The organism is Bacillus sp. AG4(2022), from assembly GCF_031844465.1.
GTDB classification, from domain to species: domain Bacteria; phylum Bacillota; class Bacilli; order Bacillales; family Cytobacillaceae; genus Bacillus_AB; species Bacillus_AB infantis.
On the sequence record NZ_JAUZVH010000004.1, the window covers coordinates 365,974 to 390,542 of the forward strand.

The window sequence follows — 24,569 nt, forward strand, 5'->3', positions numbered from 1 at the left end:
CGGGAAGAGAGGTGAATACTGTGCATCATGAAGCACCTATAGTTGAATTTCTTGGTTTGAACTTCAACTTGGCAAACATGTTGATGATTACAGTTGCCAGTGCCATTGTTTTCATCATCGCTGTTCTTTCCACTCGTACGCTCGCCATGAAACCAACCGGAATGCAGAACTTTTTCGAATGGGTCATGGATTTTGTAAAAAACATCATCAACAGTACGATGGACTGGAAAGATGGCGGAAGATTCCATATCCTTGGAATCACCATTATTATGTATGTTTTTGTTTCAAATATGCTTGGGCTTCCGTTCTCCGTGGTCATCAATGACCAATTATGGTGGAAATCGCCTACAGCAGACCCTGCCGTAACGCTGACTTTGGCAGTTATGGTGGTTGGATTGTCGCACTATTACGGTGTAAAGCTTCGGGGAGTAGGGGAATACGGAAAAGAATTTTTCCGTCCATTCTGGTTCATGTTCCCGATCAAGATCATCGAGGAGTTTGCCAACACGCTTACACTCGGCCTTCGTCTTTATGGTAACATCTATGCGGGTGAAATCCTGCTGACACTGATTGCCGGAAGCCTGGCAACAGGGTGGGTCGGACATCTGGCCGCGATTGTACCAATGCTTGCATGGCAAGGGTTCTCAATATTTGTCGGCGCGATCCAGGCATTTATTTTCTGTATGTTAACAATGGTTTATCTCTCCCATAAAGTGAGCTCTGACCATTAATATATACCTGTTCATTCTATGAACAAAACATTCAAACACTATATTATTTTATACAATCCTAAGGAGGAAATTTATAATGGGTCTTTTAGCAGCAGCAATTGCAATTGGTTTGGCAGCACTAGGTGCCGGTATTGGTAACGGTCTTATCGTATCACGTACAGTTGAGGGGATTGCCCGTCAGCCGGAAGCTCGCGGAATGCTTCAAACAACTATGTTCATCGGGGTAGCGTTAGTTGAGGCCGTGCCGATCATCGCAGTTGTTATCGCGTTCATGGTTATTGGTCAATAATTATAAGCAGTACACATAATGGCGAAGATCATGGATGTGACCCTTCGCCATTCCTTTATGCCCAGGTGCGGATGCGCCTTAATCTTGGAGGTCCGCTTAGCCTGTGCAGGCGGATGCAAACTGGCTTTTTGAATCTGAAAGAACCGAATTCATATGATGAAATTCGTTAACTTGTTGATAGGGAAAGTGGAAGACTCTTGAAGGGAGTGAATCGAGGGTGTTAGCAAGCAATTTAGTATTAGGCGCTGCAGAAGGCGCAGCACATACAGCATTCAACGGCGGGGATATCTTATTCCAGCTGGCTATGTTTATCATTTTGTTGGCATTGCTCAAGAAATTTGCATGGGGTCCTTTAATGGGCATCATGAAACAGCGTGAAGAGCATATTGCCAATGAAATCGGCGCGGCTGAACAAAGCCGTGTTGAAGCAAATAAGCTTCTGGAAGAGCAGAGAAGCCTTCTGAAGGAAGCACGCACAGACGCTCAGAACCTGATCGAAGGTGCGAAGAAGCAAGGCGACGTGCAGCGCGAGGAAATCATCGCCGCAGCCCGTGCTGAAGCCGAGCGCGTGAAAGAATCAGCGAAGCTTGAAATTGAGCAGCAGAAAGAAAAAGCAGTTGCCGCAATCCGCGAGCAGGTTGCTTCACTGTCTGTCCTTATTGCTTCCAAGGTTATTGAGAAGGAACTGAGTGCAGCAGACCAGGAAAAGCTGATCAATGAATACATTCAAGAGGCAGGAGAAAACCGATGAGCGGCTCTACAGTAGCGAAGCGCTATGCGTTGGCTCTGTTCCAGCTTGCGAATGAACATCAGCTTCTTGGCCAAATGGAAGAAGACCTTCGCATCGTCAAAGATGTCGTAAACAATAATAAGGGCCTGGATGCAGTCCTGAAATCCCCGAAACTCGAGAATGATGAGAAGAAAGGGATCATCAAAACTGCCTTCGCGTCTGTTAATCCTTTAGTACTTAATACACTTATGCTATTGATTGACCGCCACCGTGAAGATCAGTTCTCTGATCTTGCGGAGGAGTTCATCAGCCTTGCGAATGACGCAAGGGGCATTGCGGAAGCAAAGGTCTACTCAGTCCGTCCGCTGACAGAGGCTGAGAGCAGCGAGCTATCTGCTGCATTTGCATCAAGGGTCGGAAAAACGTCCCTCCGCATCGAGAATATCGTGGACCCGGGCCTGCTCGGCGGCATCAAGCTCCGCATCGGAAACAGGATTTTCGACGGCAGCATGCGCGGCAAGCTGGAACGCCTGGAACGTCAATTATTAAGCTAAGATTTATAGATAGGGGTGAAACTCATGAGCATCAAAGCTGAAGAAATCAGTGCGCTGATAAAAAAGCAGATCGAAAACTATCAGTCGGAAATTCAAGTGAGTGATGTAGGTACAGTTATCCAGATCGGTGACGGTATCGCCCGTGCTCATGGCCTCGACAATGTCATGGCTGGAGAACTTGTTGAATTTTCAAACGGCGTTATGGGTATGGCACAAAACCTTGAAGAAAATAACGTCGGTATTATCATCCTTGGCCCATATACTGAAATCCGTGAGGGAGATGAGGTCCGCCGTACGGGCCGCATCATGGAGGTTCCTGTCGGGCCTGAGCTGATCGGGCGCGTAGTCAACCCGCTTGGACAGCCTGTTGATGGCATGGGGCCAATCAACACAACAAAAACACGTCCGATCGAAAGCCCTGCACCAGGCGTTATGGACCGTAAATCTGTTCATGAGCCGCTGCAGACTGGTATCAAAGCGATCGACGCCCTTGTGCCAATCGGACGCGGACAGCGTGAGCTTATCATCGGTGACCGCCAGACTGGTAAAACTTCTGTAGCCATCGATACAATCCTGAACCAGAAGGATCAGGATATGGTATGTATCTATGTAGCTATCGGACAAAAAGAATCTACTGTACGTAATGCGGTAGAAACGCTCCGCAAGACAGGTGCATTAGAGTACACAATCGTTGTAACAGCTTCTGCATCACAGCCTGCTCCATTATTGTTCCTTGCTCCTTATGCAGGTGTAACATTTGGTGAAGAATTCATGTACAACGGCAAGCACGTTCTTGTTGTGTACGATGACCTTACAAAACAAGCAGCTGCTTACCGTGAGCTTTCACTATTATTGCGCCGTCCTCCAGGACGTGAAGCATATCCAGGGGATGTATTCTACCTGCACAGCCGCCTGCTTGAGCGTGCTGCAAAGCTGAGCGATGCGAAGGGAGCAGGTTCCATCACTGCACTTCCTTTCATTGAAACACAGGCAGGGGATGTATCAGCATACATTCCAACAAACGTAATCTCCATCACGGATGGACAAATCTTCCTTCAGTCTGACCTGTTCTTCTCAGGCGTACGCCCTGCGATCAACGCTGGTCTTTCTGTATCACGCGTCGGCGGATCTGCACAGATCAAAGCCATGAAAAAGGTATCCGGTACACTGCGTCTGGACCTTGCATCATACCGTGAGCTTGAAGCATTTGCCCAGTTCGGATCTGACCTTGATAAAGCAACACAAGCGAAGCTTAACCGCGGTGCCCGTACAGTTGAGGTACTGAAGCAGGATCTTAACAAGCCGCTTAAGGTTGAAAAGCAGGTAGCTATCCTGTATGCATTGACTCGCGGCTTCCTAGACGATATCCCTGTCCAGGACATCCGCCGTTTCGAAGCTGAATTCCTTACATGGCTTGACCATAACAAGAAAGATTTGTTAGACCATATCGCTACAACGAAAGAGCTTCCTGCTGACGATGATATGGCTTCTGCGATCAACAGCTTCAAAAAGACTTTCGCAGTAACCGAGTAATAGCGCAAGTCCCAAGCAGAAAAAGCCTGATTCAGGCTTTTTCCCTTGAGGATGGATATCGCTGTTAAAGGTCTGACAATAGAAGGGCTGGCGGGGCTGCCCCAAAACGGGCAGGCTCTCAGCCTGACATTCTTTGAAAAGGGTGGTGAGAACCTGTGGCATCATTGCGCGATATAAAAAATAGGATCACTTCTACAAAGAAGACGAGCCAAATCACAAAGGCCATGCAAATGGTATCTGCGGCGAAAATGAACCGTGCAGAAATGAATGCTAAGTCATTCGTTCCCTACATGGAAAAAATTCAGGAAGTTACTGCCAGCATCGCACTGGGAAGCACCGATGTATCGCATCCGATGCTGACATCCCGTCCCGTTAAAAAGACAGGATACCTAGTCATCACTTCCGACCGCGGATTGGCCGGGGCATACAACAGCAATATTTTGCGGACTGTATACCAGACCATCCAAAAACGCCATAAATCAAGTGATGAGTATGCAATCATCGCCATCGGCCGCATTGGGCGCGATTTCTTCAGGAAGCGCGGCATGAACGTCATCCTGGATATCGTGGCAGTTGCGGACCAGCCTGCTTTTGCGGAGATCAAAGATATTGCCAGCAAAACAGTCGGCATGTTTTCAGACGAAACATTTGATGAACTATATATCTACTACAGCCACTATGTCAGTGCAATTCAGCAGGATGTAACAGAGAAGAAGCTTCTTCCGCTGACGGATATCTCTTCTTCCGGCGGCAAGCTTACATCCTATGAATTCGAGCCTTCTGCAGAAGATATTCTGGAAGTCCTTCTTCCTCAATATGCAGAAAGCCTGATCTATGGCGCGCTGCTGGACAGCAAGGCCAGTGAGCACGCGGCCCGTATGACAGCGATGCAGAGTGCGACGGATAATGCGAAAGAGCTTATCAATTCGCTTAGCCTAAGCTACAACCGTGCGCGTCAGGCGGCCATTACCCAGGAAATTACCGAAATCGTCGGCGGCGCAGCAGCGCTGGAATAATAAATGCCAGTCCTGGACGCTGATAGAAGCTGCTGCTTAGGTGCCTTCACTGCTGATGGCGCCAAAGCATCTGCATCTTACAGCACAGGCCAGGCAAAGCAAGATAGAGATGCCCGACTGATATCATGCCAGGCGCAATCCTCTATTGAATTGAAATATTAGGAGGGAAAATGATGAACAAAGGACGCGTTCTTCAAATCATGGGTCCGGTTGTTGACGTAAAGTTTGACAGCGGCGAGCTTCCGCAAATCTACAATGCATTAACAATCTCAGTCCCTGCGCGTAACGAATCTGAAGTTGCAATCAGCTTAACCCTTGAAGTTGCCCTTCACTTAGGTGATGATACAGTTCGTACTATTGCCATGGCTTCTACTGACGGTTTAACCCGTGGTGCTGAAGTTATTGATACTGGTGCACCTATCTCTGTACCAGTTGGGGATATCACTCTTGGACGTGTATTCAACGTTCTTGGTGAAACAATCGACCTTGATCCGGCACTTGAAGCCGGCATCCGTCGCGACTCCATCCACAGGGAAGCACCTAAATTCGAGCAGCTTTCAACTGAGGTTGAAATCCTTGAAACTGGAATTAAAGTAGTAGACCTTCTTGCACCTTATATCAAAGGTGGTAAAATCGGTCTATTCGGTGGTGCCGGTGTAGGTAAAACCGTTCTAATCCAGGAATTGATCAACAACATCGCCCAAGAGCACGGCGGTATCTCCGTATTCGCCGGTGTCGGCGAGCGTACACGTGAAGGTAATGACCTTTACCACGAGATGACCGACTCAGGCGTAATCAAGAAGACGGCGATGGTATTCGGCCAGATGAACGAGCCGCCTGGAGCACGTATGCGTGTTGCCCTGACAGGTTTGACAATGGCTGAATTCTTCCGTGATGACCAAGGACAGGACGTTCTTTTCTTCATGGATAACATCTTCCGTTTCACACAGGCAGGTTCTGAGGTTTCCGCCCTGTTAGGCCGTATGCCTTCAGCGGTAGGTTACCAGCCTACTCTGGCAACAGAAATGGGACGCCTTCAGGAACGTATCACATCTACTAACGTAGGTTCTGTTACTTCCATCCAGGCAATCTATGTACCAGCCGATGACTATACGGATCCGGCTCCTGCAACAACTTTCGCTCACTTGGATGCAACGACTAACCTTGAGCGTAAGCTTTCTGAGATGGGTATCTACCCTGCGGTGGATCCTCTTGCTTCAACTTCCCGTGCCCTGTCACCGGAAATCGTCGGAGAAGAGCACTACTCAGTAGCGCGCCAGGTTCAATCAACGCTTCAGCGTTACAGAGAACTTCAGGATATCATCGCGATCCTCGGTATGGATGAGCTTTCTGACGAAGACAAGCTTGTTGTACACCGTGCACGCCGTATCCAGTTCTATCTATCACAGAACTTCCACGTTGCCGAGCAGTTCACTGGCCAGAAAGGTTCTTACGTTCCGGTTAAAGAAACTGTTAAAGGCTTCAAAGAAATTCTTGAAGGCAAATACGACCATCTTCCAGAAGATGCTTTCCGCCTTGTCGGAACGATCGAAGACGTGCTTGAAAATGCGAAAAGCATGGGCGTAGAGGTCTAATTTCGGACCAGGAGGGTAAAAAATGAAGACGATCAAAGTCAGTGTTGTTACTCCCGATGGCCCGGTGTACGAATCAGATGTGGACATGGTCAGCACCAAAGCTCAAAGCGGCGAGCTTGGCATCCTGCCTGGACATATTCCAATGGTCGCACCGCTGCAAATTGGAGCCGTCCGCCTGAAGAATGGCGGAAATACTGAACTCTTGGCAGTCAATGGCGGCTTCATCGAAGTCCGTCCGGATCAAGTAACGATCCTAGCGCAATCCGCTGAGCAATCAGAAGGAATTGACATCGAGCGTGCCAAAAGCGCCAAACAGCGCGCCGAACAGCGCCTCGCCGATCAAAAGCGTGACAACATCGACGCCAAACGGGCCGAACTAGCCCTCCAAAGGGCAGTCAACCGTATTTCAGTTGCTGAAAGAAGAATATAATTAAAAACCTCCGGTAAATGCCGGGGGTTTTTTGTTGGTTGCTTTTAATGATAACAAGGAGTAAATTGCATTTTTGGGTATCGGATGAAGAAGTCTTATTCTTTGCGGCAGGATAGTGAAAGAATGGTTTTAAAAAAAAAGGAAGTCTTATCCTTACTTGAGTAAGCGACACCAAGCTTAAAAATAAGCGGAGATTTTCCGGTTATGCAGCTGAACATGGCTCGGTCGGGTGTAAATAAGCGGAGAAATTCCAGTTAATAAGACTGAAGTTGCCCATTAACCTGTTTTTTGAGTCGATAGCCGGAATTTCTCCCTTTATTTTAGCTATTTTTAGAGAATTTTTTAAAATAGAGGGATTTTCTCCGTTTATTTTTTCGTCAAGAATCCATAAAGATCATAAAAAACCCTGTTGATTGCAGTGAAAGGCACGAAGACTCCTGTGGGAGATAGCGGCAGAGCTGAGACCCCGCAACGCGCAAGCGTGAGGAGGCTCAGCGCCGCCCCACGGAAAGCGAAGTGCCTGCAACGGAAATCAGCAGCCCCATACCAATAGAAAACCAAGGACATAAATTGTTTATACCCTTATCTTAAGTGCCTGCCGGAGTTTTGTAAGTAAATAGTTGTAGCTCCTCAGTGATCTTTTCATAAATCCATTAAAATTAAAAAACCCTGTTGATTGCAGTGGAAGGCACGAAGACTCCTGTGGGAGATAGCGGCAGAGCTGAGACCCCGCAACGCGCAAGCGTGAGGAGGCTCAGCGCCGCCCCACGGAAAGCGAAGTGCCTGCAACGGAAATCAACAGCCCCATTACCAACATAAACCCACTCTTCTTAAGAATTAACCCACAACCATTTTTATTATTTTACTAACCATCAGTCCCTATATCACAAAAACTTAGGTCATAACTCCAACGATTCTGCGTAAAATGTACAAGGGCCTTAATATTTCCAAATAATACATAAGCTTTATCGACAGTAAAAACCAACGATGCTATAATGATAACGATTACATTTCTAAAAGTTTTGAAAATTCATATGTTTCGGGAGGAAAAGACATGGATTTGCTGAACTTATACCAAAATAACTATCTGATTGTCTTCGTATTTCTATGTCTAGGTGTCTTGCTTCCAGTGGTCGCATTATTCATGGGAAAGCTCCTTCGCCCCAGCAAGCCGTCAGAAGCAAAGTACACCACATATGAAAGCGGAATTGAACCATTCCATGATTCAAGGGTGCAGTTCAATGTCCGCTATTATATTTTTGCCCTCATGTTTGTCATCTTCGATGTTGAAACCGTATTTTTATACCCCTGGGCCGTCGCCTATGAAAAACTCGGAATATTTGCCCTGATTGAAATGCTCATTTTTACCATCATGCTGGTCATCGGACTAATTTATGCATGGAAGAAGAAGGTGCTCAAATGGACTTGAAGCTTGAAAATATCACACCGGAAGAAATGCAGGAACTGCAGCGAAACGTATTTATGGCCACTCTTGAACAAATCAAAGCCTGGGCCAGAAGCAACTCTTTATGGCCAATGACCTTCGGGCTTGCCTGCTGTGCAATCGAAATGATGGGGGTGGGTTCCTCCCACTATGACCTTGACCGGTTCGGATCATTTTTCCGTACCTCCCCGCGCCAATCGGACGTCATGATTGTTTCCGGTACTGTAACAAAGAAGATGGCTCCGATCGTCCGCCGCCTGTATGATCAAATGCCCGAGCCTAAATGGGTCATTGCCATGGGTTCGTGTGCAACGGCAGGAGGACCTTATGTAAAATCCTATTCGGTTGTAAAAGGCGTCGACCAGATCGTCCCGGTGGATGTATACATACCAGGCTGTCCGCCAAATCCGGCAGCCCTGATTTACGGAATCAACAAGCTTAAGGAAAAAATCCGATATGAAGCAAAGACCGGGAAGCGGGTGATCTAGGCTTATGGGCGATGGAAAGGATAAAGAGCAGCTGAAGAAAGAGGCAGCAGAAAAGGCCAAAGCAATCGCCAAAAAGCGGCTTGAAGAAAAGCGGGCAGCTGAACAGGCTGAACTAAAAGAAGCTTCAAATCAAGAGGAAGACCTGGCGAAGAAAAAAGCCGCCGCAGCAGCCGAGGCAAAAGCCGCAGCTTTAGCGAAAAGAAAAGCCAAGGAACAGGAAGCCGATACAGAGACCCCAACTCCAGAAGAACCTCAAGATGATGACCTGGCGAAGAAAAAGGCAGCCGCAGCAGCCAAAGCGAAGGCCGCAGCCCTTGCAAAAAAGAAAGCCAAGGAACAGGAAGCCGATACAGAGACCCCAACTCCAGAAGAACCTCAAGAAGATGACCTGGCAAAGAATAAGGCAGCCGCAGCAGCCAAAGCGAAGGCCGCAGCCCTTGCTAAAAAGAAAGCCAAGGAACAGGAAGCTCAGACAGAGGCCTCTGCTCCAGATGAGCCGGAAGATGATCTTGCCAAAAAGAAAGCCGCCGCAGCAGCCAAAGCAAAGGCCGCAGCCCTTGCAAAAATGAAAGCAAAAGAACTGGCAGCCAAGGCAGAGGGCATCCCTGCAGAGTTAGCAGAAGATGACCTAGCGAAAAAGAAAGCCGCCGCAGCAGCCAAAGCAAAGGCCGCAGCCCTCGCCAAAATGAAAGCAAAGGAACAGGAATCAGGAGGGGAAGCAGCAGGGGACGAGGATCTTGCCAAGAAAAAAGCCGCAGCCGCTGCAAAAGCCAAGGCAGCCGCCGCGGCAAAGGCAAAAGCGGCTGCTATGGCAAAGCAAGCCGGGGAGTCAGGCGGAGATGACGAAAAGGCTAAAGCTATTGCAGCCGCCAAGGCGAAAGCGGCAGCAGCAGCAAAAGCGAAAGCTGCAGCTGCCGCAAAAGCATCAGGAGCCGGCGGTGATGATGAAAAAGCAAAAGCAATTGCAGCAGCAAAGGCAAAAGCCGCAGCCGCCGCCAAAGCAAGGGCGGCAGCAGGCACAAAGCCGGCCGCAGAGCCTGAAGCAGAACAGCAGCCTTCTGCAAATCAGCCTTTCCTTGATCTGTACACAAAGGTAATTGAAGAACATCTCGGTGGGGATGTATTGGAAGAATCCTATATTAATAGGCTTTCAAAAGATGTTCCAACTCTTGTCGCAAGGCAGGATACATATTTCAGGATTGCAGAGTTCCTGCGCTATAACGAGCAGCTGGGCTTTGACTATCTGTCCGAGCTGCATGGTACTGACTTTGAAACCCATATGGAGGTCTATGTGCATTTGTATTCTTATAAAAACCGCCAGACGGTGGCATTGAAGACAAAGATAGACCGTTCAGACCCTGTCATAGAATCGCTGGCGCCTTTATGGGCAGGGGCCAATTGGCCGGAATGCGAGGCATATGATCTGCTCGGCATCAGCTTCAAGGGCCATCCAGGCTTGTACCGGATCATGCTCGGGGAAGACTGGATCGGCCATCCGCTCCGAAAAGATTATGAACCCTACGATGTGGAGGTGTAGCCGATGCTGCGAACAGAGGAAATGCTCCTGAATGTCGGGCCGCAGCACCCCAGTACACACGGTGTTTTCCGGCTCGTCCTCAAAATAGACGGCGAGATCATTAAAGAAGCAAAGCCTGTCATCGGCTACCTCCACAGAGGTACAGAAAAGCTGGCTGAAAATCTTCAGTATACACAAATCATCCCTTATACAGACAGGATGGATTATCTGGCTGCCATGACGAACAATTATGTGATCGTCCATGCAGTGGAAACGATGATGAACATCGAAATCCCGGAGCGGGCCGAATACCTCCGCGTCATCTCGATGGAGCTCGGCAGGATTGCAAGCCATCTGGTATGGTGGGGAACCTATCTGCTCGATATCGGGGCGGTAAGCCCCTTCCTGTACGCTTTCCGCGAACGGGAAATGATCATCAATATGCTGAACGAGCTGTGCGGTGCCAGGCTGACCTTTAACTATATGCGTGTCGGGGGCGTCAAATGGGATGCTCCGGAAGGCTGGATCGAGAAGGTCAAAGAATTTGTCCCTTATATGAGAGAGCAGCTGAAAGGCTATCACGATCTTGTCACAGGAAATGAAATTTTCATGAACCGTGTAAAAGGAGTGGGCACCTACACGAAAGAGGAGGCCCTCAGCTACTCGCTGAGCGGCGCCAATCTAAGGTGTACAGGCGTTAAATGGGATCTTCGGAAAGATGAGCCTTACTCTATCTATGACCGCTTCCAATTTGATGTGCCTGTCCGGGAAGGCGGGGATGCCTGGGCCAGGTATCATTGCCGGCTTGAGGAAATAGAAGAGTCTCTTAAAATACTGGAGCAGGCTGCAGAGCAATTCCCACAGGATGGAGACTTCATGGCAAAGGTTCCGAAAATCATCAAAGCGCCGAAGGGTGAAGCCTTCGTAAGGATTGAATCTCCACGCGGCGAGATCGGCTGCTATATTGCCAGCAACGGGAAAAAGGAGCCGTACCGCCTGAAATTCAGGAGGCCTTCCTTCTATAATCTGCAAATCCTTCCGAAGCTTCTGGAGGGGGAGAACATAGCCAATCTGATTGCTATTTTAGGAGCGATTGATATTGTACTAGGGGAGGTGGACGGCTGATGGTCAATGAACTGCTCCGTTCAGAACCCGGCCTTCTGAACTTTGGCATCTTTTTCGCGCTCGCGGCTGTTCTTCTGCTCGTCGTGCTCGGCTTTGTCACCTATGCCATCCTGGCAGAACGGAAAGTAATGGGCTTTATGCAGCTGAGGCAGGGGCCCAACCAGGTCGGCGGGCGGTGGGGCCTGCTGCAGACAGTGGCTGACGTACTGAAGCTGCTGATAAAAGAGGACACCATCCCGAAGCTGGCCGACCGGCCGCTGTTCATCCTGGCACCGGTCATTGCCTTCACGCCGGCCTTTATGGTCCTGGCGGTCATCCCGTTCACGGATAAATTCCAGTTCGCCGACATCGGTGTCGGGCTGCTCTATTATATTGCCATTTCCGGTTTGACAACCATAGGGATTGTGGCCGGGGGATGGGCATCCAATAATAAATACGCGCTCCTCGGCGGCATGAGGGCGGCCGCACAGATGATTTCCTATGAAATCCCCCTCGTCATGTCTGTGCTCGGAATCGTACTCCTGACGGGGAGCCTTAATCTCAATGAAATAGTCGAGGCTCAGCGGGACGGCTGGTTCATCATATGGCAGCCAGTCGCGTTCATCATCTTCATCATCGCCTCAGTAGCAGAGCTGAACCGGGCTCCATTTGACCTCCCGGAGGCGGAATCAGAGCTGGTCGCAGGATTCCATGTGGAATATTCAGGGTTTCGATGGGCATTCTTCATGCTGGCGGAATATGTGTATTTTTTCGCAATGGCTTCCCTGACCACTGTCCTGTTTCTCGGAGGGTGGCTCCCGCTGCCGTTCCTTGGCTTCATTCCCGGTGCAGTCTGGTTTGCCCTTAAATTCAGCCTGGTCATCTTCCTGCTCATCTGGTTCAGGGTCACCTTCCCGCGCATCCGTGCAGACCAGCTGATGGAGTTCGGCTGGAAGGTACTGCTGCCGGCTGCCCTGGCAAATATATTCCTGACCGCGATCATTAAAGAGCTGATCAGATTCTTCTAAACCTGTAGCCCGGTGCAGAGCCGGGAATGCAGCTTATATTACAGACTGATAGAAAGGGTGAAAAAGCATGCTGGGACTGGCAAAGGGACTCAAATATACCCTTAGTAATCTGGCAAGAAAAAAAGTCACCTATAATTATCCGAAAGAGCCGCTGCCGCTCCCGGACCGGTTCAGGGGCATCCAGAAATTCTATCCGGAAAAATGCATCGTCTGCAATCAGTGTGCCAATATCTGCCCGACAGATTGCATCCAGCTGACAGGCAAGAAACATCCTGACCCTGCGAAAAAAGGGAAAATCATTGACACATATGACATCAATTTCGAGATCTGCATCTTATGCGACCTATGTACAGAGGTATGCCCAACCGAGGCAATCATCATGACCAATAACTTTGAGCTGGCAGAATACAGCCGTGATGAGCTGTTCAAAAACCTTGAATGGCTTGATGAGAATGATGAAAACATACGGCAGGTGAATAAAGCATGACATTTTCAGGAGAGCTGCTTGCCTTTTTAGGGCTGGCCATCGCTGCAGTGACAGGGGGCATTCTGCTGATCAACCTTGAAAAAGTGGTCCATATGGTGGTCGCGCTTGTCTTTACTTTTATCAGCATAGCCGGCATTTATATCCTCTTGTCTGCTGAATTCATTGCTGTTGTCCAGGTGCTGATTTACTCGGGTGCCATCACGATCATCATGCTGTTTGGCATTATGCTTACCCGCCATAACGACCAGAGTGAGCAGAAAGCCGGCCGCCTGCGCAGGATTCTATTATTTCTGGCTATCCTGGCCTTTGCCTTCAGTGTGTATATCGGCATCTATAACCTTGAGTTCCCGGAGCAGGAGGCGCTGCTTCATGAAAACAATACAGAGCAAATCGGGATCAGCTTATTCTCCGAATTTGTCATTCCTTTTGAATTGACATCAGTGGTGCTCCTGGTCGCATTGGTCGGGGCCATTGTCCTGGCAAGGAAGGATGATGGGGAAACGGAGGGTGATGAAGGATGACAGGTGTACCTGTTTCAGCCTATCTTGCACTGGCACTCATCTTATTTTGCATCGGATTATACGGGGCTCTTACGAAACGGAATACCGTCATCGTCCTCATTTCCATCGAGCTGATGCTGAATGCGGTCAATATCAATCTTGTCGCGTTCAGCAAATATGGGATGGTCCCGTCGATCACCGGACAGGTATTCGCCTTATTTGCTATCGCTGTTGCCGCAGCGGAAGCGGCGGTCGGCCTCGCCATCCTCATTTCTCTTTACCGGAGCCGCAGGACTGTCAACATTGATGAGATGGATACGATGAAACATTAGCTCTTTGGAAAAACAGCGGATGTCCGCTGGATCGGAACAAGCAGATAGAAAGAGGCTGTGCCCGGCAGAAAAGAACGGAAAAACGCTGCCTGCTGCAGGCCTCCATCCAGCACGCCGGCTTCCGGTGTGCAAAAGGGGATCGTGATATTGATGGAAAGTGCATGGATCATACCGCTATTCCCGCTGTTATCATTTGTCATACTCCTGCTTTTCGGCAGGAGGCTCAAGGAAGCGAGCGCCTACATCGGGATGATCTTAAGCCTTGCCTCCTTTGTGTTATCCCTGTTCGTCCTGATTGACAGATTTGCCTCCCCGAGTTTCAAGGCGGAAGGAATCTGGCTCAAGATCGGCGGACTGCAGATCACAGCGGGGTATGAAGTCAATCAATTGAACGCATTAATGCTGATCATTGTGTCTCTGGTAAGTTTTCTTGTACATATGTATTCAAAAGGGTATATGCACGGGGACGGGAGGTTCCATATCTTTTACGCGTACCTTGGGCTTTTCACCTTTGCCATGCTTGGCCTGGTCCTCTCGCCCAACCTCCTGCAGACCTATATTTTCTGGGAGCTTGTTGGTCTCGGCTCCTTTCTGCTGATCGGCTTCTATTTTTACAAAAATGAAGCAAAGCAGGCTGCCAAGAAAGCCTTCATCATGACAAGGATCGGCGATGTCGGCCTCCTGATCGGACTTATATTGCTTTTCTGGCAGACAGGAAGCTTTGAGTACGACGAGATTTTTGCTGCTGTTGCGGAAGGTGCCATCTCTGAAGGGATGATCACGCTGACAGCGATCCTTATCTTTATCGGAGCAGTAGGAAAATCAGGACAATTCCCGCTCCATACATGGCTTCCCGATGCGATGGAGGGGCCGACCCCGGTTTCTGCACTCATCCACGCTGCAACAATGGTGGCAGCGGGTGTGTATCTGGTTGCTGCGCTTTTCCCTCTATTTGCAGCCAGTGAAACAGCATTATTCACCGTCGCAGCCATTGGGGGAGGGACGGCGGTATTTGCCGCCCTCATCGGTCTTGTCCAGACGGATATTAAAAGGGTGCTCGCTTATTCGACAGTCAGCCAGCTCGGCTATATGATGCTTGCCCTCGGCTCGGCCGGCTACACGGCCGGGGTGTTCCACCTGATGACACATGCCTTTTTCAAAGCGCTTCTTTTCCTTGCGGCAGGGAGCGTCATCCATGCAGTCCATACACAGGATATCGAGAGAATGGGCGGCTTATGGAAAAAAATGAAGCTGACTGGTCCGCTATTTTTGATCGGGACGCTTTCCATCAGCGGGGTTCCGCTTTTTTCAGGCTTCTTCAGCAAAGATGAGATACTGGCGTCTGCCTGGGTGCACGGAAATACGGTCCTGTTCTGGCTCGCACTGCTTGCCGCCTTTTTTACCGCTTTCTATATGTTCAGGCTGTTCTTCATGGTTTTTGCCGGAGAACCGCGTACAAAAACAGATAGTGTTCATGAATCACCGGGTATGATGACCTTCCCGATGTTAGTGCTGGGAGTACTGGCTATTATTGCAGGCTATGTGAATACCCCTTGGTTCGGTACCTTCCTGGGCGACTGGCTGGCAGAGGGCAATGATTTGTTAGGGCATGGCCATATTGAGGCGCCTGTCTGGATCATGATTGCAGCGACTGCGGTTTCACTTGCCGGCATCCTTCTTGCCTGGCTGATGTACGGCAGGAGGACGGTATCGCGCACCTGGCTCAGCAGCTATATGCCTTCTGCCCACAGCATCCTGCTGAACAAATTTTATGTGGACGAATTTTACCGGCTCAGCATTGTACAGGGAATGAAGGTGTTCAGTCTTTTCCTTCATTATATTGAAGCTTTCATTGTAGAAGGAGCCGTAAAGGGAATCGGTTCTGCGGTGCAGAGCCTTGGAAAAGCAGGCTCCAGGCTCCAGGATGGACAGGTACAGACATATGGGGCGGCCGCCTTTATTGGCCTTGCCATCCTGACAGCTGTATTTGCTTTGACAGGGGGGTTCTTTAAATGACATTTCCTTATTATCTATCTGTGCTGGTATTCTCCCCGTTAGCAGGGCTGCTTGTGCTCCTATTTGTGCCAAAAGCCAAAGAAAGGGCGATAAAGTGGATAGGCTTGGCCGCAGCATTGCCGGCTGCCATACTCGCCCTCGCTGCCTATTTTATATACCATTCAGGAGCAGGGCTCGAAGAGATGGATGAAAGGGCAGACTGGATCCAGTTTGGCCATCCTGATCTCGTTGGCGATTATTTTAAAATCAGCTATGAACTCGGGGCCGATGGTTTCTCAATGATCATGATCCTGCTCACCAGCTTCCTTGCTTTGCTTGCTGCGGCTGCATCGTTCCGGATCACTAAAGAATGGAAAGGTTATTTTATGCTTTTCCTTCTGCTGGAAACGGGGATGCTTGGCGTTTTCGCCGCAGAAAATCTGTTCTTATTCTTCCTGTTTTTTGAGATAACGCTCATCCCGATGTTCTTTCTGATCGGAAAGTGGGGATTGTTTGAAAAAGAAAAAGCTGCCTTCAGCTTTCTGATCTACAATGGCCTAGGCTCAGCCATCCTGCTGATTGTGTTCATTGTTTTATTTGCCAGAACCGGAACGGCCAATATGGAAGAGCTTCAAATCATCATGCAGGGAGGAGCACAGGCCATTTCGCCTTTCTCTGAGGAGCTGAAGCTGGGGCTGTTCATTGCCCTCCTGATTGCATTTGGCGTCAAGCTGCCGATTTTTCCGCTTCACAGCTGGATGGTCCGTGTCCATGCTGAGGCGCCGGCCTCGGTTGTGATGCTGCATGCCGGCATCCTCTTGAAAATCGGGGCATTCGGCCTCATCCGCTTTGGCCTCGGATTTTTTCCGGAGCAATTCCAGCAGCTCGGCCTGCTGATTAGCATACTGGGTGCAGTCAATCTCCTGTATGGGGCATTCCTTGCTTTCATCCAGGATGATTTCAGGAAAGTGCTTGCCTATTCTTCCATTTCCCATATGGGGATCGTCTTAATCGGATTAGGCGCATTAAATGAAGCGGGCGTACAGGGGGCCATTTTTCAAGTAGTGTCTCACGGACTTATTTCTGCGCTTTTGTTCTATCTTGTCGGTGCTTTATATGAGCGGGTCGGGACCTCTTCCATCAAGAAGCTTGGCGGGCTTTCCCGGCAGATGCCGCTTGCGGCCGGCTTCCTGCTCGCCGGGGCGATGGCTTCGCTCGGCATGCCCGGCATGTCCGGATTTATCAGTGAATTCATGGCCTTTCTCGGCCTCTTTGAAAACCGGCCAGCGGTAGCTGCTGTTGCCGCACTGGGCGTCATTCTGACAGCTGTCTATCTTCTGAGGGCGGTCCTTGGAGTGACGTTCGGAGAAGCGAGGTCCGACTATGGGAATGTTACGGACCTAAAAGCGTTGGAAATGATGCCGGCGGTGCTCCTGGTTGGAGCCATTGTCCTGATCGGCGTGTATCCGCTCGCCATCAGCGCGCCGCTCCAGCCGGTGCTGGAAACGATTTTGCCAGGAATGGGAGGGTGATGAAGGATGGACCTGGAAACATTGCTTTCATATAATTGGCTCTTGATGACACCGGAATTCATCATCCTTGGCAGCACAGCCATCTTAACCCTGATCGATCTGTTCATGCCCTCTAAGAAAAGCAGGCAGATCCTTGGCTGGCTTGCCTTAGCCGGCATTCTTGGTGCACTGGCTTCCCTTCTTGCTCTGCTGGGAAGCGGGACGGAATCAATCCTTTCTGACACCTTCCGCCTCGATTCGTTTGCCAAGGCATTCAAGCTGCTGCTCCTGATCGGCTCCGCTTTTGTAATGCTGCTCGCTCTCGGATATAGAGGGAAAGAGGGACTGGAGGAATACAGGGGAGAGTTTTACTATCTCTTTCTGACGGCGCTTCTTGGTGCGATGATGATGTCTTCAAGCGGTGACCTGATCACCCTTTTCACAGGGCTTGAGCTGCTGTCGATTTCTTCCTATATTCTGGCCGGCATGCAGAAAAGGAATCTGCAGTCCAATGAATCAGCCATGAAGTATGTCATCAATGGCGGGATTTCCACTGCAATCACTCTGTTTGGGATGAGCTATTTGTACGGAATTGCCGGCACGACTAATCTGAAGAAAATCGGATTGGCACTCTCATCCATCACGGAATCACAGTATCTGTACCTTGTTGGCCTGGCCTTTTTCATGATTTTGACTGGGCTCGCTTTCAAGATAGCGTCTGTGCCTTTTCATATGTGGGCACCGGACGTGTATCAGGGATCACCGCTTCCGGTCACTGCTTTCCTGAGTGTGGTTTCAAAAACAGCAGGATTTGTACTGATCGCACGTGTGGTGCTCGTCATAGCCTTATCAGCACCGTCTGAAGGGCCGGGCTCGCTGCCGCTCATCATCAAGGTCCAGGATTATATGGCCTTCCTGGCAGGGGCCACGATGATCGTTGGAAATGTGATTGCCCTGAGGCAGCGGAATATCAAGCGGCTGTTTGCCTACTCAAGCATTGCCCATGCAGGCTATATATTTGTTGCGATCTCGGCTGCATCGGTATTTATGTTCGACTCGCTGTGGTTCTATCTGGGTGCGTATCTGCTGATGAGCCTCGGGGCTTTTGCGGTCATCCAGGCTGTTTCTGAAAAAGCAGGATCAGAAGACATCAGCATTTTTTCCGGTCTTTATAAAAGGTCGCCTTTGCTTGCTGCTGCGATGGGGATATTCATCCTCTCTTTAGCAGGCATCCCGGGGACCGCAGGTTTTATCGGGAAGCTCAATATCATCACAGGCGCCCTTATGACAGAGCCGGCTCACTATGTGCTCGTGTCGATCATGGTTGCCGCAACGGTTGTCTCTTACTATTATTATTTTGGAATCCTTACGCAGATGTTCTTCCGGCCAGCAGCTGATCAGAAGAAACCGGCCCAGCCTGCTTCTGTATCCATTGTCATCGGCGTCTGCGCCTGTGCGGTCATTGTGTTTGGGATCCTGCCGAACTTGGCCATTGATTTTCTGCAAAGCAACTTCAATCAATTTGCTGATTTTCTTCAATGAGAAGAAAAGGAGGCTGGTGAAAAGCGCCAGCCTCCTTTTTATTTTTTCTATAAAAGTGTGAAACCTTTGCAGGGGAGCTTACGTCAAATGAAAGGAGGCATCCGCTTCGCCTGCATTTCGGGAAGCAATGTGCGCCAGCCGATTTATTTGCATGGCAATTGGTGCTACAATCTAAGTACTGAAAAGTTCTAGGGGGATTGCCAAATGATTTCAGGCTTCGGCCAGCAGGCATTACTAAGCATCATCTCACACTTGTTTTTCATCGCGATTGCCTGGTGGGCACTGCAGTCAGTCAACTATGAAAAGTTTCTGAGAGCCCACCATGTGTTCCAGGCAAGAGTGCTGTTCGTCATGCTTTCCATCGTCATTGGATCGATTGTCAGCAATTTTTTTCTCGACTATCTGCTATGGTCTCAGCAGCTGCCGCTCATTCTTCAATAAAAAGCAGGTTTTGGCAGCAGAAAAATGTGAAATATAGGTCTTCATGCATGTTCCATTCCAGCAGGAATCTTAGTAAAATCTTTTTTGTATGTCAGCAGCTTTCTTGCTGCAAATACATATGCGCACTTTTGTGAAAAAAGTCACGTATAATCATAATGTGAGCTTTCCGGCTTCTGTATTTGTCAAAAAGTGACGACTTTTCCCTGGTATGCTCTCCCCCAGCTTGGCAACAATGGTAATAAGGGGAGTGAGATACATGTTGAAAAAGTACACACTTTATTTTGCAATTATCGCTATTATTGGTTTTGTCACTATAAACCTTGGGAATAAGACGACTGTAGCTATCGGAAAGCATGACCTATTGACTATGGCCGCGGTTCTTCAAAACAAAGATATTTTGATTCAAGACTGGACGATCCATGCAAGAAAAAATATGGAAAATGTCGAAAATCTTCGGGACGCCGAAACGCTTGCCGGGAAAATGAAGGCAGATTATCCGGAATGGGAGTGGACATCAAGCTCCAGCAAGGATAAGGCCGAGTATTCAGCGGTTTTCCAGGCAGACGGAAATAAAAAAGAGAGCATAAAAATCCTATCGACCCTCACAAATGGCAAGGCTCATACGTATTTAATTTATGAGGCCACAGGCCATGGCTGGGGGAAGGGAACGGAGACCTTCCTAAAAGAGGAACTTTCCGATAAGCTCTCCGACATATTTCGTGGAAATGCCACAATTTTCTCTTGTATTAAAGGCGAGTTCGGTGATAAGATGAAAAAGACTTTGCCTGATAATGTAAATGAATTGATGAAAGCTTTTGATGCAAAGGAAATTGAGTCATTAAAAGAAAGTTCTTTTATATCAGCATCGGCGTATTCTCCAATGTTTGCCGGGTCGATTGAAAGCAACAATGATGAGATGAATTTACAAATTGGATTAAGAACTCAAGGATTGGGCGGAAAGACTACCCTTGTAGTTGGAACACCAATCATTACGATTGAATATTAATATAGAGAAATTGGACGCGGAGGGGAATACACTTTGGAAAAAATCATCGTCCGCGGCGGAAAAAGGCTAAGCGGTACTGTTAAAGTAGAAGGAGCAAAAAATGCTGTCTTGCCTGTTATCGCCGCTACACTGTTAGCAAGTGATGGAAAAAGCGTAATTCGTGATGTGCCGACTCTCTCCGATGTATATACCATCAATGAAGTGTTACGCTATTTAAACGCCGAAGTGGAGTTTAAAAATAACGAAGTCATCGTGGATGCATCAAGAGAGCTTAAGGTTGAGGCACCGTTTGAATATGTTCGCAAAATGCGCGCATCTGTACTCGTAATGGGATCATTGCTCGCGCGCAATGGCCGTGCCCGTGTCGCACTGCCAGGAGGCTGTGCCATCGGATCACGTCCGATCGATCAGCACCTGAAAGGCTTTGAAGCCATGGGTGCTAAGGTAAAAGTAGGAAATGGCTTCATTGAAGCGGAAGTAGAAGACCGCCTGCAGGGAGCAAAAATATATCTGGACTTCCCGAGTGTCGGGGCAACTGAAAATATCATGATGGCTGCAACCCTTGCAAAGGGCACAACCATCATCGAGAACGTTGCAAAAGAGCCTGAGATTGTCGACCTCGCTAACTTCCTCAATAAAATGGGGGCAAAAGTAAAAGGCGCAGGCACAGGAACGATCAAAATCGAAGGCGTAGACATGCTTTTCGGAGCAGTCCATAACATCATCCCTGACCGCATCGAGGCAGGAACCTTCATGGTAGCAGCTGCTATCACAGGCGGAGACGTGCTGGTACAGAATGCAGTTCCGGAACACATGACATCCCTGATTGCCAAAATGGAGGAAATGGGTGTCACTTTCATCGAGGAAGGCGAAGGAGTCCGTGTCATCGGCCCTGATAAGCTGAAGGCTGTTGATATCAAGACCATGCCTCACCCTGGCTTCCCGACTGACATGCAGTCCCAGATGATGGCCCTCTTGCTTCGTGCAAAAGGAACCAGCATGATCACTGAAACGGTATTCGAAAACCGCTTCATGCATGTAGAGGAATTCCGCAGGATGAATGCAGAAGTAAAGATTGAAGGCCGTTCCGTTGTCATGAATGGACCATCCAATCTGCAGGGAGCAGAAGTTGCAGCAACCGATCTTCGCGCAGCAGCAGCCCTGATCCTGACTGGCCTGGTCGCTGACGGCGTTACCCGTGTAACAGAGCTTAAGCACCTTGACCGCGGCTATGTCGGCTTCCACAACAAACTGGCAGCACTTGGCGCTGACATCGAACGCATCACAGAAGTGGAAGAAACAATTACTGAAGAAACTTACGTATCCGATATGAATGCTTAATAGCATTCCGGATGATGTTCAATAAAACCGTAGAACCTTGTTGTCTGATATCCGACGATAAGGTTCTGCGGTTTTTTGATTTTATGCGGAAAAGCTGTTTTTACGACTGTTTATGCTGAATGTAACCTATTCTTAATATCATCCTGGTCTCAATGCAAAACCCTTCTCCCATCTGATGATTCTTGTCATAAAAGCTTGTCCCGAACCATATGAATGAATGGAGATGGCCATTTGGTTATTTGACAATCATTCGATATGGAGGCATAATTCATGATTAAATTTAAACCGATCCTACTACTATCCGCCCTACTGCTCGTAACAACCCTGATGATTCCGACATTGCTCGTCCTCCCATTTAAGGATGCGAAAGTCAGCGGCAAGCTGGGCGAAGAGCTTCAGCAGCAGGAAGAGCCGCCGGCAGCGGCGAAGCCTGCCGGACCGGCAATCGACGTGTCTGTATACCGCACAATGGCCAAAAAAGTAGAAACGCTTCCTCTTGAGGAATATGTAGTCGGGGTAGTCGCCTCAGAAATGCCTGCCGACTTTGAAAAAGAAGCACTGAAGGCACAGGCACTGACAGCCAGGACCTATATTGTCAGGCAAATGATGGGCAAGGTGACAGACGGGCTGCCGGATGGAGCCATCGTAACCGATACGGAGAACCATCAGGTCTATAAGAATGAAGCTGAGCTGAAAAAGCTCTGGAAGGAAAATTACAGCTGGAAGATTAAAAATATCAGAGAGGCCGTGAATGAAACGAGCGGACAGATCCTGACATATGAAGGCAAACCGATTGAAGCCCAATTCTTCTCCACGGCAAACGGGTATACCGAAAGCTCGGAAGAAGTGTGGTCCAATGCCATGCCATATTTAAAAAGTGTGGAAAGCCCATGGGATGTGGGTACGCCTAAGTACCAGGCGCAAAAAGAGATTACAGTGGCAGAATTTGAAGCAAAGCTTGGCGTAAAGCTGCCTGCTGACAATACGATCGGGACCGTTATTGAAAGAACGGCCGGTAAGAGGGTCGGCAAGGTGGATATTAACGGCAAGATTCTGGAAGGCACGACGATACGCACAGATCTCGGGCTGAGGTCCACCGACTTCACATGGGAGCGCAAGGGCAATAATATTGTCATCACCACAAAAGGATTCGGCCATGGTGTCGGGATGAGCCAATACGGGGCAAACGGGATGGCAGCGGAAGGGAAAACCTTCAAGGATATCGTCACATACTATTATAAAGGTGTCGAAATTGCCTCGGCTGATCAGGCATTGACGAAAATAACCGCACAAAAATAGGAATGGGGCCATGAGCCCATTCCTATTTTTTTATATTCTCTATTTTCTTTAAAAAGCTGGCAATCAAGTTGAAGCGTCCGCCGAACCTGGCCTGATAGACAAAATAATAAGCCACAGCCACGCCAATCCAGTCCTTGGCTACATCGATCAGCGAAGAAGAGCGTGCCGGTATGAAGGATTGATGGATTTCGTCTGTCACGCCGTACAGGGCAGCAATGACGGCGAGGATGATATTTAGCTTTTTAGTAAAACGGCCACCGGTCAAAAAGGCCAGCACCAAAAGAATATAAAGGATGGCAAACTCTATCAGATGCATGGATTCCTTCAGGAAGCTGTCGACCTTTGAATCAGGCAGGGCAACGACAGCATCAGCCGGCATGCTTGATAAAAACCAGATCAGACCCATATATAAGAGGGGCAAAATTCGTATGATCAACTTCATTATTTTTCTCCTTAGAATTATTTTGATCTTTCATGCATAAAGCGGAAAGCTTTGTCGAAAAATAAGCATTAAAAAAATTTTTTTCCGGTATGTATATAAAACCCTCATTCTGTTCAGAATGATTGCTGAGGTGATGATAAATGAGAGAGGAAGAAAAGCAACGATCTTCTCAAGATTCAGGTTTCAAGCGCTTTATGAAAAAAAGGTGGGCATTCCCGGCTATCTATCTGGCGAGCGCAGCAATCATTCTAACCGCGGTTCTTTGGTATCAAAACTCGAACAATGCGTCTGATGAGTATGATTACAGCGATACTGATGTTGCCGAGAAGAAATACGATGAGCCATCAGTAGAAGTAACCCGCTCAATGGAAAACTTCGTAATGCCGGTAGCCAACCAGGATTCAGTCGAAATCCAAAAGCAGTTCTATGATTACACAGGCAAGAAAGAAGAACAGGAAGCAGCATTGGTTTTCTACAATAACACGTACCATCCAAACACTGGAATTGATATCGCCCAAAAAGATGGCGAATCCTTCGAAGTGAAAGCAGCCCTAAGCGGAACTGTTACAAGAGTGGATGAAGATGCGCTGTTAGGAAATGTCATCGAAATCGAGCATGACAAAGGTATTGTAACACAATATCAATCTGTTACAGATGTAAGTGTAAAGCAAGGCGACCAGGTTGAACAAGGACAAGCTCTTGCAAAAGCCGGCCAAAGCCTATTTAACGAAGAAGCAGGCGTCCATGTACACTTTGAAATCCGCAAAGACAATGTGCCTGTCAACCCGCTTGACTACTTCAATAAGCCATTAAGCGCGCTACAGGAAGCTGCCCCGACCGATAACACAGGTGCAGCCGACGACAGCGGTGCCGCTGAAGAAAATGACAGCGATGCAGCAGCTGAAGGTGAAGAAGCAGACGATGCCGCAACTGGAACAGAAGAATCAGCAGATGAGAAAAAAGCTGCTGAAGACGATAAAGCAGCAGAAGATAAAGAAGACGAAAATGCAGGCGATAAAGAAGACCAGGACAAAAACAATTCCGGAGATCAGGAAGAAGAGTCCACAGATTCATCTGACGCCAGCCTGAACAACGAAAACGCGTAATAAGAATGGAAAAGCCCGCCGTGATGATGGCGGGTTTTTTCGTAGTGGATGAGGGGTTGGTTTTTAGACGGGGCTGGCTGCTCGGTCGATGGGGCTGGCTGCTCTCTGA

General features: G+C 48.6%; 26 protein-coding genes. 24 read left to right on the plus strand and 2 right to left on the minus strand.

The genetic code is table 11. The features are described from left to right. The first annotated feature begins 20 nt into the window (after positions 1-20). The 16 genes from atpB to nuoK all read left to right on the plus strand — a co-directional run bounded on the left by atpB (position 21) and on the right by nuoK (position 13,777). Complete coding sequence (atpB, locus tag Q9R36_RS13530; RefSeq protein WP_009792630.1) at positions 21-731, plus strand: F0F1 ATP synthase subunit A; 711 nt, start codon at positions 21-23, stop codon at positions 729-731. Between the two features lie 76 nt (positions 732-807). Further along, positions 808-1,020, plus strand: a complete 213-nt coding sequence (atpE, locus tag Q9R36_RS13535; protein ID WP_009792631.1) for a F0F1 ATP synthase subunit C — start codon at positions 808-810, stop codon at positions 1,018-1,020. A 217-nt stretch (positions 1,021-1,237) separates the two neighbouring features. Next, on the plus strand, positions 1,238-1,771 hold the full coding sequence (atpF, locus tag Q9R36_RS13540) for a F0F1 ATP synthase subunit B (protein ID WP_311225315.1): 534 nt from the start codon (positions 1,238-1,240) through the stop codon (positions 1,769-1,771). Next, positions 1,768-2,304, plus strand: a complete 537-nt coding sequence (locus Q9R36_RS13545) for a F0F1 ATP synthase subunit delta (protein ID WP_009792633.1) — start codon at positions 1,768-1,770, stop codon at positions 2,302-2,304. The genes atpF and Q9R36_RS13545 overlap by 4 nt, the downstream gene beginning before the upstream one ends. A gap of 24 nt (positions 2,305-2,328) precedes the next feature. Then, positions 2,329-3,837, plus strand: a complete 1,509-nt coding sequence (gene atpA, locus Q9R36_RS13550) for a F0F1 ATP synthase subunit alpha (protein ID WP_129612991.1) — start codon at positions 2,329-2,331, stop codon at positions 3,835-3,837. Positions 3,838-3,992: 155 nt separating this feature from the next. Further along, on the plus strand, positions 3,993-4,853 hold the full coding sequence (locus tag Q9R36_RS13555) for a F0F1 ATP synthase subunit gamma (protein ID WP_009792636.1): 861 nt from the start codon (positions 3,993-3,995) through the stop codon (positions 4,851-4,853). Positions 4,854-5,026: 173 nt separating this feature from the next. Further along, positions 5,027-6,448, plus strand: coding sequence for a F0F1 ATP synthase subunit beta (gene atpD / locus Q9R36_RS13560; RefSeq protein WP_129613042.1), 1,422 nt, complete (start codon positions 5,027-5,029; stop codon positions 6,446-6,448). A 22-nt stretch (positions 6,449-6,470) separates the two neighbouring features. Further along, complete coding sequence (locus tag Q9R36_RS13565) at positions 6,471-6,878, plus strand: F0F1 ATP synthase subunit epsilon (RefSeq protein WP_009792638.1); 408 nt, start codon at positions 6,471-6,473, stop codon at positions 6,876-6,878. A gap of 1,054 nt (positions 6,879-7,932) precedes the next feature. Continuing rightward, positions 7,933-8,307: an NADH-quinone oxidoreductase subunit A gene (locus tag Q9R36_RS13570; protein ID WP_022544499.1), complete on the plus strand. Its 375-nt coding sequence runs from the start codon at positions 7,933-7,935 to the stop codon at positions 8,305-8,307. Then, entirely contained in the window at positions 8,298-8,810 is a 513-nt protein-coding gene (locus Q9R36_RS13575; RefSeq protein ID WP_022544498.1) for a NuoB/complex I 20 kDa subunit family protein, read from the plus strand. Before Q9R36_RS13570 ends, Q9R36_RS13575 begins: the two co-directional genes overlap by 10 nt. 4 nt (positions 8,811-8,814) lie before the next feature. Further along, positions 8,815-10,347, plus strand: a complete 1,533-nt coding sequence (locus tag Q9R36_RS13580; protein ID WP_311225316.1) for an NADH-quinone oxidoreductase subunit C — start codon at positions 8,815-8,817, stop codon at positions 10,345-10,347. A 3-nt stretch (positions 10,348-10,350) separates the two neighbouring features. Continuing rightward, positions 10,351-11,451, plus strand: coding sequence for an NADH-quinone oxidoreductase subunit D (locus Q9R36_RS13585; RefSeq protein ID WP_129612988.1), 1,101 nt, complete (start codon positions 10,351-10,353; stop codon positions 11,449-11,451). Beyond that, positions 11,451-12,458 carry an NADH-quinone oxidoreductase subunit NuoH gene (gene nuoH / locus Q9R36_RS13590; RefSeq protein ID WP_311225317.1) on the plus strand — a complete coding sequence of 336 codons (1,008 nt, stop codon included), beginning with the start codon at positions 11,451-11,453 and terminating at the stop codon, positions 12,456-12,458. The genes Q9R36_RS13585 and nuoH overlap by 1 nt, the downstream gene beginning before the upstream one ends. Before the next feature lie 67 nt (positions 12,459-12,525). After that, a complete protein-coding gene (gene nuoI, locus Q9R36_RS13595) occupies positions 12,526-12,945 on the plus strand; it encodes an NADH-quinone oxidoreductase subunit NuoI (protein ID WP_009792644.1) in 420 nt (139 codons plus the stop codon). Further along, a complete protein-coding gene (locus Q9R36_RS13600; protein WP_129612986.1) occupies positions 12,942-13,466 on the plus strand; it encodes an NADH-quinone oxidoreductase subunit J in 525 nt (174 codons plus the stop codon). Before nuoI ends, Q9R36_RS13600 begins: the two co-directional genes overlap by 4 nt. Then, positions 13,463-13,777: an NADH-quinone oxidoreductase subunit NuoK gene (gene nuoK, locus Q9R36_RS13605; protein ID WP_009792646.1), complete on the plus strand. Its 315-nt coding sequence runs from the start codon at positions 13,463-13,465 to the stop codon at positions 13,775-13,777. The genes Q9R36_RS13600 and nuoK overlap by 4 nt, the downstream gene beginning before the upstream one ends. Here the strand turns inward: nuoK and Q9R36_RS13610 are convergent. Further along, a complete protein-coding gene (locus Q9R36_RS13610; RefSeq protein ID WP_311225318.1) occupies positions 13,774-13,947 on the minus strand; it encodes a hypothetical protein in 174 nt (57 codons plus the stop codon). The genes nuoK and Q9R36_RS13610 overlap by 4 nt on opposite strands. On the opposite strand from Q9R36_RS13610, the gene nuoL reads away from it, so the two are divergent. From nuoL to spoIID, 7 genes are all read left to right on the plus strand, one after another. Then, positions 13,928-15,793: an NADH-quinone oxidoreductase subunit L gene (nuoL, locus tag Q9R36_RS13615; RefSeq protein WP_253619158.1), complete on the plus strand. Its 1,866-nt coding sequence runs from the start codon at positions 13,928-13,930 to the stop codon at positions 15,791-15,793. The two genes, Q9R36_RS13610 and nuoL, sit on opposite strands and share 20 nt — an antisense overlap. After that, entirely contained in the window at positions 15,790-17,304 is a 1,515-nt protein-coding gene (locus Q9R36_RS13620; RefSeq protein ID WP_311225319.1) for a complex I subunit 4 family protein, read from the plus strand. Before nuoL ends, Q9R36_RS13620 begins: the two co-directional genes overlap by 4 nt. Before the next feature lie 6 nt (positions 17,305-17,310). Beyond that, entirely contained in the window at positions 17,311-18,825 is a 1,515-nt protein-coding gene (nuoN, locus tag Q9R36_RS13625) for an NADH-quinone oxidoreductase subunit NuoN (protein WP_311225320.1), read from the plus strand. A gap of 204 nt (positions 18,826-19,029) precedes the next feature. Next, positions 19,030-19,266 (plus strand): DUF1146 family protein, encoded by a 237-nt coding sequence (locus Q9R36_RS13630; RefSeq protein ID WP_009792651.1) that lies wholly within the window; start codon positions 19,030-19,032, stop codon positions 19,264-19,266. A 256-nt stretch (positions 19,267-19,522) separates the two neighbouring features. Further along, positions 19,523-20,272: a YwmB family TATA-box binding protein gene (locus tag Q9R36_RS13635; protein WP_009792653.1), complete on the plus strand. Its 750-nt coding sequence runs from the start codon at positions 19,523-19,525 to the stop codon at positions 20,270-20,272. Positions 20,273-20,305: 33 nt separating this feature from the next. Further along, positions 20,306-21,613, plus strand: a complete 1,308-nt coding sequence (gene murA / locus Q9R36_RS13640) for a UDP-N-acetylglucosamine 1-carboxyvinyltransferase (RefSeq protein ID WP_009792654.1) — start codon at positions 20,306-20,308, stop codon at positions 21,611-21,613. A 270-nt stretch (positions 21,614-21,883) separates the two neighbouring features. Beyond that, positions 21,884-22,912, plus strand: coding sequence for a stage II sporulation protein D (gene spoIID / locus Q9R36_RS13645; protein ID WP_311225321.1), 1,029 nt, complete (start codon positions 21,884-21,886; stop codon positions 22,910-22,912). Between the two features lie 22 nt (positions 22,913-22,934). Here spoIID and Q9R36_RS13650 read toward each other — a convergent pair whose 3' ends face one another. Beyond that, entirely contained in the window at positions 22,935-23,354 is a 420-nt protein-coding gene (locus Q9R36_RS13650) for a VanZ family protein (protein WP_311225322.1), read from the minus strand. Positions 23,355-23,494: 140 nt separating this feature from the next. Between Q9R36_RS13650 and spoIIQ the strand changes: the two genes are divergently transcribed. Then, positions 23,495-24,460, plus strand: a complete 966-nt coding sequence (gene spoIIQ, locus Q9R36_RS13655) for a stage II sporulation protein SpoIIQ (RefSeq protein ID WP_009792658.1) — start codon at positions 23,495-23,497, stop codon at positions 24,458-24,460. The last annotated feature ends 109 nt before the right edge of the window (positions 24,461-24,569 follow it).